We start from the raw sequence: 12,984 nt of genomic DNA on the forward strand, positions 1-12,984 counted from the left end.
TTTTTTTAAATGACGATTGAGCGACCACCATCAACAATAATAGTTTGACCACGAATCATATCTGCCCCGTCAGAAAGTAAAAACATTGCAGTGCTGACCATGTCTTCGATTTCTACCATACGTCCAGCTGGCGTATTATCACGCGCATCCCCTAAAAGTTCTTCGCGGTTCGGAAAATGTTTTAACGCGTCAGTGTCTAATGCTCCTCCAGAAACAGTATTTACTGCGATCCCTTTTTCAGCCAACTCCACCGCTAAATAGCGTGTAATCGATTCAATCGCCGCTTTTGACACGCCAACAGTAGTGTAATTCTCCAAATAGCGAATGGACCCTAACGAACTAATCCCGAGAATCTTCCCGCCTTTGTCCATTAATTTTGCCGCTTCTTGTGCACCAAAGAGCATTGCTTTCGCATTGATGTTCATTGTCCAATCCCAGTGAGATTCTTCTAATTCCATAATTGGACGAAGTACTCCAGAAGCCGCGTTACTTACGAATACATCTAATCGTCCAAACTCTTCTTTAATCGTTTCAAACATGGTACGAAGCTTCTCCATATCTCCAACGTTTGCACGGACTAACAACGCACGCTGACCTAACGCTTCAATTTCTTTTACTGTTTCTAAAGCAGCACTTTTGCTACGTGCATAATTTACCACTACATCATATCCATTTTTCGCTAATTCAATCGCTATTGCTTTTCCTAAACCACGACTACTCCCTGTTACTAACGCTACTTTTGATGTCATCCCACATTCTCCTTTTTATAGGCATCCCATATTTTAATCATTGGTACTGCTTTTGGTAATTTTTCTATCTCATCTGCAGATTTCCATACTCCATCCGCTTTCATATGTAAATCGTTTGCTTTTACATAAAATACATTCAATTCCCATATTAAATGAGAAAAGACATGTTTCAAAGTCATTTTTTCAGCAAACATGGAAACGTCCAACTCGTTAGGATCCATCATTGGAAATTGCCACATATTCGCGAGCAATCCTTTCGATTGTCGTTTTTCCATCAAAAGTTCACCGTGTTCATTTTCAACGACTAAAACATTCCACTGCTGTGATAGCGCTTTTGTTTTTTTCGTTTTTATCGGAAGCGTTTCTTGTAATCCTCTACTGAATGCTTCACACACATCATTTATAGGACATAAGAGGCAACTAGGTTTAGTAGGCGTACAAATCGTCGCACCTAACTCCATGAGCCCTTGATTAAACCCACTTGGATCGTGTCGATCGATAAGTTCCATTACAGCTTCTTCAAAAATTTTCTTCGTCTTAGGTTTTGCAATATCTTCTTCGATAAATAAAACACGCGATAACACCCGCATAACATTTCCATCTACTGCATGCTCTGGAACTTGATAAGCAATGCTTAAAATAGCTCCTGCTGTATAAGGACCTATTCCTCGAATTGAAGAGATTTCTTCTCTCGTTGTTGGAAGTGATCCGTTATAGCGTTCGACAACTTCTTTTACACCTGCATGTAAATTTCTCGCTCGGGAATAATAACCAAGACCTTCCCAATTTTTTAACACATGCTCTTCATCTGCTGCCGCCATATCTGGTAAGGTCGGGTATGCTTCGATAAATTTTTCGTAATACGGAATTACCGTATCTACTTTTGTTTGTTGTAACATCACTTCTGAAATCCAAATATGGTATGGATCATTTGCTTTTCGCCATGGTAAATCTCGCTTTTCCTTATGGTACCAAGTGAGCAATGCTTCGCGAAATCGTCTTATATCCTGTGCTTTCATCTAGTTCCCTCCAGTCATTTGGATTAAGAACATACGATTTCGGGTAATAAATATCGTACTACTTTATCGAACAATTACTTTGTTATTTTAGCAAAAATACTATATGATGAACAAAAATTTAGAAGGTTTTAAAAAGGAGTTGATCGGCATGGATACCGGAACACATATCGTAATGGGAATTGCTCTGGGTGGTATCGCCATGATCGACCCTGTAGTAGCAGCTCACACGACAACAACAACTGCAGTTATTGCGGGAACGATTATCGGTTCACAAATTCCAGATATCGATACCGTCTTAAAGCTTCGCAATAACGCGGTATATATACGTCATCACCGAGGCATTACACACTCAATACCGGCTGTCTTACTATGGCCAATCTTGATTGCATATACACTACACTTCATTTTCCCAGCCTCCAATTTACTACATCTATGGCTGTGGTCTTTCTTAGCAGTATTTTTACACGTCTTTGTGGACATCTTTAATTCTTACGGGACACAAGCGCTACGGCCCTTTTCAAAAAAATGGGTAGCTTTGAACGTCATTAACACATTTGATCCCATTATTTTCTTCATGCATGTAGCAGGGATTCTACTATGGTCACTTGGCGCAAATCCCGTGTATACGTTTTTAATGATGTACGCAATCATCGTCATCTATTATATTTTGCGATTTATCGTGCAGTATGCAGTAAAACACACCGTAAAACATATGATTTCGGATGCGGAAGAAATTATCGTCGCACCGACCATGACATTTTTCCAGTGGAGACTTGCAGTGTTGACCCCAACGCACCATTACGTCGGAAGGGCATATGGACGTTCCATCACGATTTACGACAAATTTGAACGGAAAGAAATTCCCGACTCACCATTAGTAAAAGCTGCTTTAAAAGATAAAAACCTACAAGCCTTTACGTCTTTCTCCCCTATCTATCGATGGGAAATTACCGAACATGACCACGTATACGAAGTACGACTAATCGATCTTCGCTATAGAAGCAACGATTATTATCCATTCGTAGCTGTGGCTCATTTGAATGAAGAGCTTGAAGTCGTTAATTCTTACACTGGTTGGATATTTAGCGAAGACAAACTTCACAAAAAGCTCGACTTTACTATGCCAAACTAAAAAGCTGATACTACCGATTGATAATTTGGTAGTACCAGCTTTTTTATTTAGGACTTATCAAAGTGTGACTTTAACTCTGTACGATTTAGATTTGGCGAATCAAGAATCGCATACCTATTGATCTGAATCGCACACTTATTAATCGGAATCGCACACCTTGCAGGTCTAAATAATCCCAATCTACACTTTTGATTATTAATAACCTCTTAATTTTCATACATTTCCATTCAAAAACCTTCAGAAGAATTTCGCGACAGAGAAATTCATCTATATTCTAACTCCGTTTACCAAAATCGAACCGCAAATCTTCAAGTAATGCAATTTCTATTTTTTTCTAGTAAATATCAATAAATTTACTTAAATTGGAACTTTTTCAAGTTATATTCGTTCATGTAATTGGATAATTCTGAGATTACTTAAAAAATTCATTCATAATAAAAGAACACCGAAATCTCTTGCCCATCAAAAAGGAGCGATCACGTGAAGGAAAAAACTACTCGCTACGAAAAGAAAGATAATAAAATGAGCAAATGGATTATCATTGCGAGTTTATTCGCGCTTTCCGTAGTATTGATATTTGGCATTTTTACAATTGTTCAATTGAAAAATGCGTTCGATAAATCATCCGTTGACCTGGTGCGAGAAGGAGATAAATCGGAGTTGCGAGACGAAGCGGTTATATTGAGTGATGATCCTATTTCTATCCTTTTACTTGGCATAGAGGATTATTCTAGCGAATCCGAAAATAGCCGAGCAGACACGCAGCTATTGGTAACTTTAAACCCCTCCACCCATGAAATGACGATGGTCACAATTCCAAGAGATACACGTGTGCATATCGAAAATGCAGGTGATTTCACTGGTATTCATAAGATTAATTCTGCCTATACTTACGGCCAAATAACAGGATATGGTGCGTCAAAATTACAAATCGAGACCATCGAGAAGCTTCTTAATATTCCGATCGATTACTTTATCGCAGTGAAATTCGATGGATTTCGTGACATTGTAAATGCATTAGATGGTGTAGATATTGATGTGAAAGAAGCTTTCTGGGAAGAAAATTTCTATGATAAAACGAGAATTGATTTCAAGAAAGGTCTCACACACCTCAACGGTGAAGAGGCGCTCGCATTTGTCCGAATGAGAGAGCGACCTGTCAATTCCATTTATTCTCGTGATGAAAGGCAACGTCAATTTTTGGAAGTAATAATTACACAAGCAGTCTCTGCTAAAACCTTATTCACAATTGGAGAAATTTCCGATATTCTCGGGGATAATGTTCAAACAGATTTCCAGGTAAAGGACTTATATGCCCTTCAAAAACAATACGTTCAATTGAATAATTTATCCATTCGTACCTTGGAAATAGAGGGGTCCAATCAATACGTTGGGAAAAGTGCTTTCTATCTTCCAGAGAAAAACAGCTTAGAAGAAGTGAGTCAAAAATTACGTAACATTCTAGCGCTGGAGGAAGTGGAAAATTTTGAGACAAATGCGGCTTTTGTGAATGAGGGCAGTTGACCTTGATTACCTTAAGACGAGTGAATCCAATCTTTCTCTTTGGATAAGAAAAAGCGGAAGTTACCACTCACAATGGTAATTTCCGCTTTGTACCTTATCTATTTATATCAATTAAACTTAATTACTCACCTTCATTTAATAAATGGGCATACTTCGGGTTCGTTGCAGCAAATTCGTGAATGCGATCCCCGTAGCTGTTGATCCATTGACGAATCACTTTTTCGGTGACAGCGTCTCCTTGATAATCGTAGCCTGCTTTTGCGTAGGAAGCTTCAAAATCTGACCATAGCAGTTCAATCCATGTGCGTGCTTTTTCTTCGGAAATAGAGGTATTTTTCATTAATAATTCATCGGTTAAACGGGTGATTTTTTGTTCCATTTATTTTCCCTCCTTGAGCGGTTTTAACATGGCAATTGGCAAAGCTTCTTCTTTTTTCTCTCCACCAAGTCGGTGTCCCCAAGCAAATCGACCTTTTAAATAGTCCACTTGAAAAAACATGCCAGGGTCTCCTTCAATTCGGTACATCTCTCCGGGTTTAATTGTAGCTGGATCGATTAAATAGCTTTGCGCCATGACAACTTTTCGTTCTAATACTGCGAATTCATTAATATATCCCATTTGACTCGCTTTTTTTGCTTTTTCCATTAAAGAGGCTATTTCAGTCTTTATTTCTTGTTCCGTCATTTCACTAAATTTCTTCTCCATTTTCTTCGTTCACCTTTCGTTCGATAAAATTATCGATTTGTTCGGATGGAAATCCTTTTTGATATAGTGCTTGTTTGACTCGCATAGTTCGTTCATAGCCGCTGTATTTTTTGGCAAACTTGTCCCAGACTTTCTCTCCTTGAGCAGAGATTAGTTCCAACCATTCTTCTGTCTCCGTTTCCCATTCAACTTCTTCATTGACTGTTCGAATGATTTCAAAGTTAAATCCTTTTCTCATTAAGGTTTCTTGGATTTTGTTTTTTGTTTGAGAGGGTGTTTTAGATGTCAGTTTGCGAATCACTTTATCACGTATTTCTCGGGCAGTAGCTAATTGGTCTTCTTCTGAGTAGTCATTTAGAATAGATTCTTGCAACTTTTTATCAATTCCTTTTTTCATGAGTTCTTGTTGAATCGCTCTAGGACCTTGTTTGTTGGAATTCTTCTTCGTTTGCATGAGTGCCTTCGAAAATTCTTCATCATTTAAGAAACCTAATGTATATAATTTACGCACTGCTTCAATAATGACAGCTTCTCCGTAACCAAGTTTTTTCAGCTTATCCTTCACTTCTTTTTCACTACGCATGCGAAACCCTAAAAAATGCAGCGCTTTATTAAAGGATTTCTGAACTTCCTCATCGAATAATATTTCATCTCTTTCCCAGTCTTCGAGGACGCGATCTTTTGCCAGTTCATACTGTACCAAAACGGCTTCATCTACTGCAAATTCATACTTTCCGTCTAAATAGATATTGTATCGTTCTTGATTGTTTTTCTGACGACTTATTTTTGTAATAGTTGGCAAGTTCATCACCTCTTATTTTAAGTATACCGTAACATTCTCGAAACTAGTTTGGTAAAGCATATTAAAAGGAGTACCGTTTCGACTTGGCGGGTATGATATTTGTAAGAAGTAATCGAGACGCACAAAATGTTTTTAAGTATCCGATAACAAGAATTTTTATGGGAAAAACGTGAAGAAAAAGGGAGCTTCTTTTCATTACCAATACAATAAGTAACGTATCAACATGAAGAGACTCGTTTTTTGAAATAAAACAAGAAATAGAATTGTTCAGAGGAGGAAGGAAGAATGCATGTTGTCATTACAGGTGGTAGCGGGTTTGTTGGTCAAGAATTGACTCGATTACTAGAATCTAAAGGTCATACTGTTACGATTTTAACGAGAAAAAATTCGTCTCAAAATGGCATGACAAAAAAAGTGCAGTGGTTAGCGAACGGAGCAAAACCTGAAATCGAGCTTCACAACGTGGATGCTGTTGTCAATTTAGCAGGCACTTCGATTAATGACGGACGCTGGACTGAAGAACATAAAGAAAAGATTTACGAAAGTAGAATGGAAGCAACCGATGAATTGCTGCGAATTGTTGGGGAGTTAGAGCAAAAGCCAAACGTTTGGATAAATGCGAGTGCAATTGGGATCTATCCCGCTTCTACGACTGCGATTTACACCGAGAATTCGATCGAACGTGGGACAGATTTTCTAGCGAAAACTGTAATTGATTGGGAACAAAAAGCTGAGCACGCTGAAAAGTTCGGAACTCGAGTTGCTTCTGGTCGTTTCGGAATTATTTTAGGGAAAGACGAAGGTGCACTCCCTTTAATGGCCACACCGTATAAAATGGGTGTTGGTGGAAAAATAGGAAGTGGCGATCAGTGGTTATCTTGGGTACATGTGCATGATGTGGCTCGAGCAATTGTTTTTGCGATGGAAAATGAACATCTTCACGGTCCATTTAATGTCGTTGCACCAGATGCTAAGCAAAATAATGCGTTTGGAAAAATACTTGGTGCAGTCTTAAATCGGCCACATTGGTTTCCAGTTCCTTCCTTTATTTTAAAAGCGGTTCTCGGAGACAAAAGTGCTCTTGTTTTAGAGGGTCAACATGTCAAACCAGAGAAACTTGAATCACTCGGATTCCAATTCCAATATCCGACGCTGACAAATGCTTTACATGCAATTTACTCATAATATTGACCGATTTACGCAACCTATTCAAAAAGAAAGGTTGCGTTTTTGATGGGAAAACATATCGGAGGACTCATCCTCGCCATTTCAATAATTATTGCTGGTATTGTGTACAATCCATTTTCAACCGATGCAAGTGCGCTGCATTGGGGCTTTCAAAAAGCTTCCAATGAAAACCAAGCACAAGCAGGACCTCAGTTTGATGCATTACTCCAAAAATATGATGCCTATTATAAAGGCTCCGCGTCAAAAAAGACACTCTATTTAACCTTTGACAATGGGTATGAAAACGGCAAAACAGCTTCTATTTTAGATACGTTAAAAAAGGAAAAAATTCACGCGACGTTTTTCTTAACGGGGCATTATGTGGAAAGTGCCACTGAATTAGTGAATCGAATGATTAAAGATGGCCATGAAATTGGAAATCACACGCTAAATCATCCGAATATGGCTCATTTAAGTACGGAGAAGATGATCGAGGAATGGAAATCTTTTGACGAATTACTTGCAAGTAAAACGAAAGTGAAAAAGACTCGATTTGTCCGCCCACCAGAAGGTGTCTTTAACGAAGAAATGCTGCGAGTAGCAAAAGAAAATGGCTATCAACATATGTTTTGGTCTGTCGCGTTTGTCGATTGGTATGCGAATAAACCACAAGGAAAAGCCTATGCATACAATGAATTGGTGAAACAACTCCACCCTGGCGCAATTATTTTAATGCATACCGTGTCTCAAGATAATGCGGATGCATTGCCAGATTTTATTCAAACCGCAAAGGAGAAAGGATATACCTTCTCTACGCTTGATGCATTGGTAAAGTAGTGCAGCGTCCGCTATACTGAAGGCAACAGTAGTAAAGGACGTGTCGATCTTGGTGAATAAAACAATTGTCGAATTAGGACAAAAATTCCCTTTAACCATTAAACGCTTAGGAATTAACGGAGAAGGAATTGGCTATTTTAAACGAAATGTTATCTTTGTAAAAGGTGCACTACCGGGAGAAGAAGTAACTGCGAAAGTAACGAAAGTTCATCCGAAATTTGCAGAAGCAACACTTTTAAACGTTCGAAAGGAATCCAAATTTCGTCAAACTCCCCCCTGCCCTATTTACTGGGAATGCGGGGGCTGTCAGCTTCAACACATGACATATGCAAGGCAGCTAGTCGAAAAGCGGGACATGGTTGTGCAAGCGTTAGAGCGGTACGTTCGAGAACTTGCACCATCCATTGATGTTCGCGCAACGATAGGGATGGACAACCCGTGGCATTATAGGAATAAAAGCCAGTTCCAAACACGAGAACAAAACGGTAAAGTTGCAGCGGGTTTATTTGCAGAAGGAACGCAACAATTGCTTGATATAGAAGAATGTATCGTTCAACATCCTGATACGACGAAAGTGACGAACGCCACGAAACGTATATTAGACGAATTGAATATCCCGATTTATGATGGTGTTTCCCAGGCAGGGCTCGTTCGAACAATTGTTGTTCGAACTGGCATACGGACAGATGAAATTCAGCTTGTACTAGTAACGACAAGAGCTGAATTGCCAAAACGTGAACTGCTTATTTCAAAACTAGCTGCCATCGATCCGAATATTGTATCTGTCGTTCAAAACGTCAACGCAAAACAAACTTCCCTTATCTTTGGAGATCGAACGATATTATTGCATGGCAAAAAAACGCTTCATGAAGAGCTTGGCGAGTTAGCATTTGATTTGTCCGCACGGGCATTCTTCCAATTGAATCCAGCACAAACCATTAATTTATATAACGAAATTAAACGTGCGGCGAATTTGACTGGAAAAGAAACCGTTGTGGATGCATACTGCGGAGTCGGCACAATCGGCTTATGGCTCGCTCCTGAAGCGAAAGAAGTTCGAGGGATGGATGTTATTGCCGATAGCATTTATGATGCGAAGAAAAATGCGGAAAAACATGGCTTTGAACATGTTTCGTACGAAGAAGGAACCGCTGAAGCATGGCTCGCTACATGGAGTAAAAGCGGATTTGTTCCAGATGTTCTGACGGTAGATCCACCAAGAACTGGTCTTGCTCCAAGTTTGTTACAAACCATTTTAAACATCCGTCCAAAACGATTTATCTATACATCTTGTAACCCGTCCACGTTAGCGAAGGATTTAAATGAACTAAAAAAAGCGTATAAAATCAGCTATATTCAACCAGTGGACATGTTCCCACAAACATCTCAAGTAGAATGTGTGACTTTATTGACAAGAAAATAATTCATTACCTCCATCTAAAAATAGGATTATACGCGACGTATTTTGGGAATGAAATACTAAGTGAGTCTTTCCTATTAGATAGATGGAGGTTTTTATATGAAATGGAGAGGTAGAACAGCTAGTTCCAATGTTGAAGATAGACGAGGGATGGGCGGTAAAGGAATTGGGATCGCCGGCGGTGGATTTGGACTAGTCATTGCTCTTATTTATATGTTTTTAGGTGGCGGAAATCCCGGTGATATTTTAAATGGAGCGGTCGATAATGGCTCCCAAGGTGAATATGTGGAAACGGATCAAGAAAAAGAATTAGCGAATTTTGCCTCTGTCGTGTTAGCAGATACAGAAGCAGTATGGTCCGATATATTTGCAGATCAAGGGAAAGAATACGTAGAACCTACCATGGTCTTATTTTCTGGATCGGTAAACTCTGGCTGTGGATCTGCAAGTGCTGCAATGGGGCCGTTTTATTGCCCAGCAGATCAAAAATTATATATCGATTTAAGTTTTTATGAGGAATTGAAAAATCGATTTGATGCGCCTGGTGACTTCGCGATGGCATACGTAATCGCTCATGAGGTAGGTCATCACGTACAATCTCTTCTTGGGACTAGTCAACAAGTAAGTGATCTTCGAGGAAAAGTAAGTAAAGCAGAATATAACGAGGCTTCCGTTCGTTTAGAATTACAAGCGGATTATTATGCCGGCGTTTTTGCAAAATACGCGCAAGGTGAAGGCTACTTAGAAGCAGGAGACATTGAAGAAGCGATGAACGCTGCAAGTGGCGTTGGCGACGATGCGATCATGGAAGACGCTGGAATGGAAGTAAATCCAGAGTCATTTACGCATGGTACATCGGAACAACGGATGCGCTGGTTTGAAAAAGGATATGAAAATGGCACGATAAAAGGTGGAGACACCTTCAGCGCGAAAGAATTATAGGTAGTTTACTGAATTAGAGAAAATGGAATCCATCAATTTCGAACAAAAGCACAATGCTGTGTACTCGCATTGTGCTTTTAATTATGTTGAGGATGATGATCAAGAAGGAGCTGTATTTCCGAAACCAACTTATCCCTCGTTGTAGAAAGGTCTTGTTGACTTGGACGATTCTCTTCTTTATTTTCCACAAAAAAGGGTTGAAATGATTGAAGTTTATCTCTCGGAACGACATGCAAGTGGAAATGGGTTAAATCGTCTACTTCCCCACCATTTTGACAAAGCGTAATTCCATCAGGATCATACAGGTTTCGGATTGCTTTTGACACGAGTGTAGTAGCTCGATGTAGTGATTCAGCTGTCTCTCGGTTAAATTCATCTAAGTAGCGGTAATGTTGCTTGGGTAGAATTAAAGTATGCCCTTCTTCGTATGGGTCATAATCGAGTAGGCAGGTTACCCAATCATCTTCAAAAATGACATTGGCGCTTTCTATTTTGTTCGCTAATTTGCATCCTAAACAATCCATTGTTCTCTCCCTTTTTCGCGATCATTTAATAGGTTTCTGAAGCAGGTTTGGTTTTCCCCAGTAAACTGATCAATCCAATTAGCAGCAACAAGCTACTTACTAACCACATATAACTTATTCCTCCACTCCACTCTAAAAAGACTCCTCCAAAAAACGGACCAGTTAAACTTCCTATACTAAAAAATACACCACACAACAAATTTCCCGTTGGCAATAAATTCCTTGGAGTTAAATCGGTCATGTAAGATATTCCTAATGAGAAAGTAGAACCCACAAATAATCCCGCGATGAAAAAGAACGAAATAACAGCTGTTAAAGAGGCTTCTAAAAATGCTGCTCCCGAAAACGAGGCTGCGCCCCCAAACAATGCGACTAATATGATCGCTTTTCGACCGATTCGGTCACTCAAAATTCCTAGAGGTAACTGGGAGACAATGCCACCAACAGAAAAGGAAGCAAGAATAATCGAAACACTCGTAACATCTATCCCTGCACGGAGTGCGTATACAGGAAAAATAGCATGCAAACTGGACTCTAAAAAACCGTAACTAAATGGTGGAAGAAAAGCAAAGCCCGCGATGAGAAAACTTGCTTTAAAACGCTGCATTGTTCCTTTCATTGTGGAGCTTTCATGCATATGGCCCGGATGTTCATTATCAAGGAAAAACACAAACGTCCAAGCGAGGAGACAAAGTAATCCACTGACGATAAATGGCAAGCCTTCGAATACATTTACTAATGGAACAAAAAGTGGCCCAATAGCAAAACCTAATCCAAAGGACAGACCGTACAGTGCAATATTTCTTCCAAGACGCTCTTTTGAAGAGAAGCTTGTAATCCAAGTTTGAGTGGAAAAGTGCAAGGCATGATCGCCAATTCCAATCAATAAGCGTAAAATATACCAGAAAAGGACACTTTTCCAAAGAGGGAAAACTAACAAGGAACTAATCACGATTGCTCCTCCAATGAGGATTACTGGTTTGTAGCCAAATTTCCGAAGTGGTATTTCCATAAAAGGTGTAATAAGAATGGTACCTATGTATAATCCTGTAGCGTTTAATCCATTTAATGCTGAGGACACTCCATCCATTTCAAAAATCACGGAAATAAGTGGCAGTAACATGCCTTGGGAAAATCCAGATATCGAAACAATGGACACTAATATCCAAAATCTTCTTTTTTCATTTGCCGTCATGGTGTTCCTCCTGCTGAAACGGTTTCATTGTTGAATATGTCTTAATCCGATACAATTTTATCATATAGGAGGAATATATTATGCACTTTGTCATGAATGAAAATGGGTTTTCTACAGAATTAGAATTTGGGAAGTTAGAAGTTTCGTCGAATGAGGAGTTTGGGTTCCGACCATATCAATTACTTGTTTCTTCTTTAGCAGTATGTAGCGGTGGAGTATTAAAGCAAATATGCGAAAAAATGCGAACTCCTCTTCACTCAATGGATATTGAAGTTAAAGAAGTTGTTCGTAATCCGGATGTTGCGAATCGCGTTGAAAAGGTTCATTTGCATTTTAAATTATCTGGAGAGGATTTATCGAAAGATAAATTGCCACGTATCATGGAATTAACTAAAAAAAATTGCTCGATGGTTCAATCCGTTGTTGGATCTATTGACGTTATCGAAACGGTAGAAATAATTTAACATAGCAAAGGCTCTGTCAATTCATCTATAGAATGTCAGAGCCTTTTATGTTTTTTTACACCTATCTAATTGTACTTCCATAAATCCATTCTCGGCTCGATTGCCGGTGAAATGTTCGAACCCCCTCCTTCAACAAAATTGATTGGTTTCGACTATTCACTACGGCCTCCCCTCATCTATTGAATAAAATTACTTTACCATGTTTCTTGAATTATGTAAATATTCTAAATACACAAAATAGTAAAATATTTCAATAGTCCTACCTCCGGTTGTCACATGACGAAAAATGTCATAAGATTACTGATGAAGCGAGGTGTCCCAAATGGGTAAACAAATTGACGATCAAGAAAAACAAATTACTTACTTAAAAGAGCGTTTGAATATGTTTTTAGAAGTATTAGATAGCATGGAGCCTGAATCTACACGCGTAGAAGATATTGACCGGCTAATTGCAATGATGGACGAACTTGAACTTAAAATGGAACAGTTTAAAAAATAAAGGA

14 protein-coding genes and 1 pseudogene are annotated in these 12,984 nt (G+C 39.0%); 8 read left to right on the forward strand and 7 right to left on the reverse strand.

The window, feature by feature from the left end:
* Window positions 1-5 precede the first annotated feature (5 nt).
* A complete protein-coding gene (gene fabL / locus D3873_RS10330) occupies window positions 6-749 on the reverse strand; it encodes an enoyl-[acyl-carrier-protein] reductase FabL (protein ID WP_119883946.1) in 744 nt (247 codons plus the stop codon).
* On the reverse strand, window positions 746-1,768 hold the full coding sequence (gene mutY / locus D3873_RS10335; protein ID WP_119883947.1) for an A/G-specific adenine glycosylase: 1,023 nt from the start codon (window positions 1,766-1,768) through the stop codon (window positions 746-748). Before mutY ends, fabL begins: the two co-directional genes overlap by 4 nt.
* Window positions 1,769-1,916: 148 nt before the next feature.
* On the opposite strand from mutY, the gene D3873_RS10340 reads away from it, so the two are divergent.
* Window positions 1,917-2,900, forward strand: coding sequence for a metal-dependent hydrolase (locus D3873_RS10340; protein WP_119883948.1), 984 nt, complete (start codon window positions 1,917-1,919; stop codon window positions 2,898-2,900).
* 480 nt (window positions 2,901-3,380) lie between these two features.
* Window positions 3,381-4,424, forward strand: a complete 1,044-nt coding sequence (locus D3873_RS10345; RefSeq protein ID WP_238473768.1) for an LCP family protein — start codon at window positions 3,381-3,383, stop codon at window positions 4,422-4,424.
* 121 nt (window positions 4,425-4,545) lie between these two features.
* Here the strand turns inward: D3873_RS10345 and D3873_RS10350 are convergent, their stop codons facing one another.
* The 3 genes from D3873_RS10350 to recX are packed head-to-tail and all read right to left on the reverse strand — an operon-like array spanning window position 4,546 to window position 5,938.
* Window positions 4,546-4,803, reverse strand: a complete 258-nt coding sequence (locus D3873_RS10350) for a YfhJ family protein (protein WP_119883949.1) — start codon at window positions 4,801-4,803, stop codon at window positions 4,546-4,548.
* Window positions 4,804-5,130, reverse strand: a complete 327-nt coding sequence (locus D3873_RS10355; protein ID WP_119883950.1) for a YfhH family protein — start codon at window positions 5,128-5,130, stop codon at window positions 4,804-4,806.
* Window positions 5,114-5,938 carry a recombination regulator RecX gene (recX, locus tag D3873_RS10360; RefSeq protein ID WP_119883951.1) on the reverse strand — a complete coding sequence of 275 codons (825 nt, stop codon included), beginning with the start codon at window positions 5,936-5,938 and terminating at the stop codon, window positions 5,114-5,116. The genes D3873_RS10355 and recX overlap by 17 nt, the downstream gene beginning before the upstream one ends.
* Window positions 5,939-6,217: 279 nt before the next feature.
* Here recX and D3873_RS10365 point away from each other — a divergent pair, with 279 nt between their 5' ends.
* The 4 genes from D3873_RS10365 (at window position 6,218) to ypfJ (ending at window position 10,298) form a co-directional block, all read left to right on the forward strand.
* Window positions 6,218-7,117: a TIGR01777 family oxidoreductase gene (locus D3873_RS10365; protein ID WP_119883952.1), complete on the forward strand. Its 900-nt coding sequence runs from the start codon at window positions 6,218-6,220 to the stop codon at window positions 7,115-7,117.
* 45 nt (window positions 7,118-7,162) lie between these two features.
* Window positions 7,163-7,936 carry a polysaccharide deacetylase family protein gene (locus D3873_RS10370; protein ID WP_205536261.1) on the forward strand — a complete coding sequence of 258 codons (774 nt, stop codon included), beginning with the start codon at window positions 7,163-7,165 and terminating at the stop codon, window positions 7,934-7,936.
* A 49-nt stretch (window positions 7,937-7,985) separates the two neighbouring features.
* Complete coding sequence (gene rlmD, locus D3873_RS10375) at window positions 7,986-9,359, forward strand: 23S rRNA (uracil(1939)-C(5))-methyltransferase RlmD (RefSeq protein WP_119883954.1); 1,374 nt, start codon at window positions 7,986-7,988, stop codon at window positions 9,357-9,359.
* 96 nt (window positions 9,360-9,455) lie between these two features.
* Window positions 9,456-10,298: a KPN_02809 family neutral zinc metallopeptidase gene (gene ypfJ, locus D3873_RS10380; RefSeq protein WP_119883955.1), complete on the forward strand. Its 843-nt coding sequence runs from the start codon at window positions 9,456-9,458 to the stop codon at window positions 10,296-10,298.
* A gap of 77 nt (window positions 10,299-10,375) precedes the next feature.
* Here ypfJ and D3873_RS10385 read toward each other — a convergent pair.
* Both D3873_RS10385 and D3873_RS10390 read right to left on the reverse strand, forming a co-directional pair.
* A pseudogene (locus D3873_RS10385) lies at window positions 10,376-10,825 on the reverse strand (HIT family protein); the annotation flags it as partial.
* A gap of 22 nt (window positions 10,826-10,847) precedes the next feature.
* Window positions 10,848-12,017: an MFS transporter gene (locus tag D3873_RS10390; protein ID WP_119883957.1), complete on the reverse strand. Its 1,170-nt coding sequence runs from the start codon at window positions 12,015-12,017 to the stop codon at window positions 10,848-10,850.
* 80 nt (window positions 12,018-12,097) lie between these two features.
* Between D3873_RS10390 and D3873_RS10395 the strand changes: the two genes are divergently transcribed.
* Window positions 12,098-12,481: an OsmC family protein gene (locus D3873_RS10395; RefSeq protein ID WP_119883958.1), complete on the forward strand. Its 384-nt coding sequence runs from the start codon at window positions 12,098-12,100 to the stop codon at window positions 12,479-12,481.
* A 322-nt stretch (window positions 12,482-12,803) separates the two neighbouring features.
* Window positions 12,804-12,980, forward strand: coding sequence for an SE1561 family protein (locus tag D3873_RS13450; RefSeq protein ID WP_162920184.1), 177 nt, complete (start codon window positions 12,804-12,806; stop codon window positions 12,978-12,980).
* The last annotated feature ends 4 nt before the right edge of the window (window positions 12,981-12,984 follow it).

The organism is Paenisporosarcina cavernae, assembly GCF_003595195.1.
GTDB lineage: Bacteria > Bacillota > Bacilli > Bacillales_A > Planococcaceae > Paenisporosarcina > Paenisporosarcina cavernae.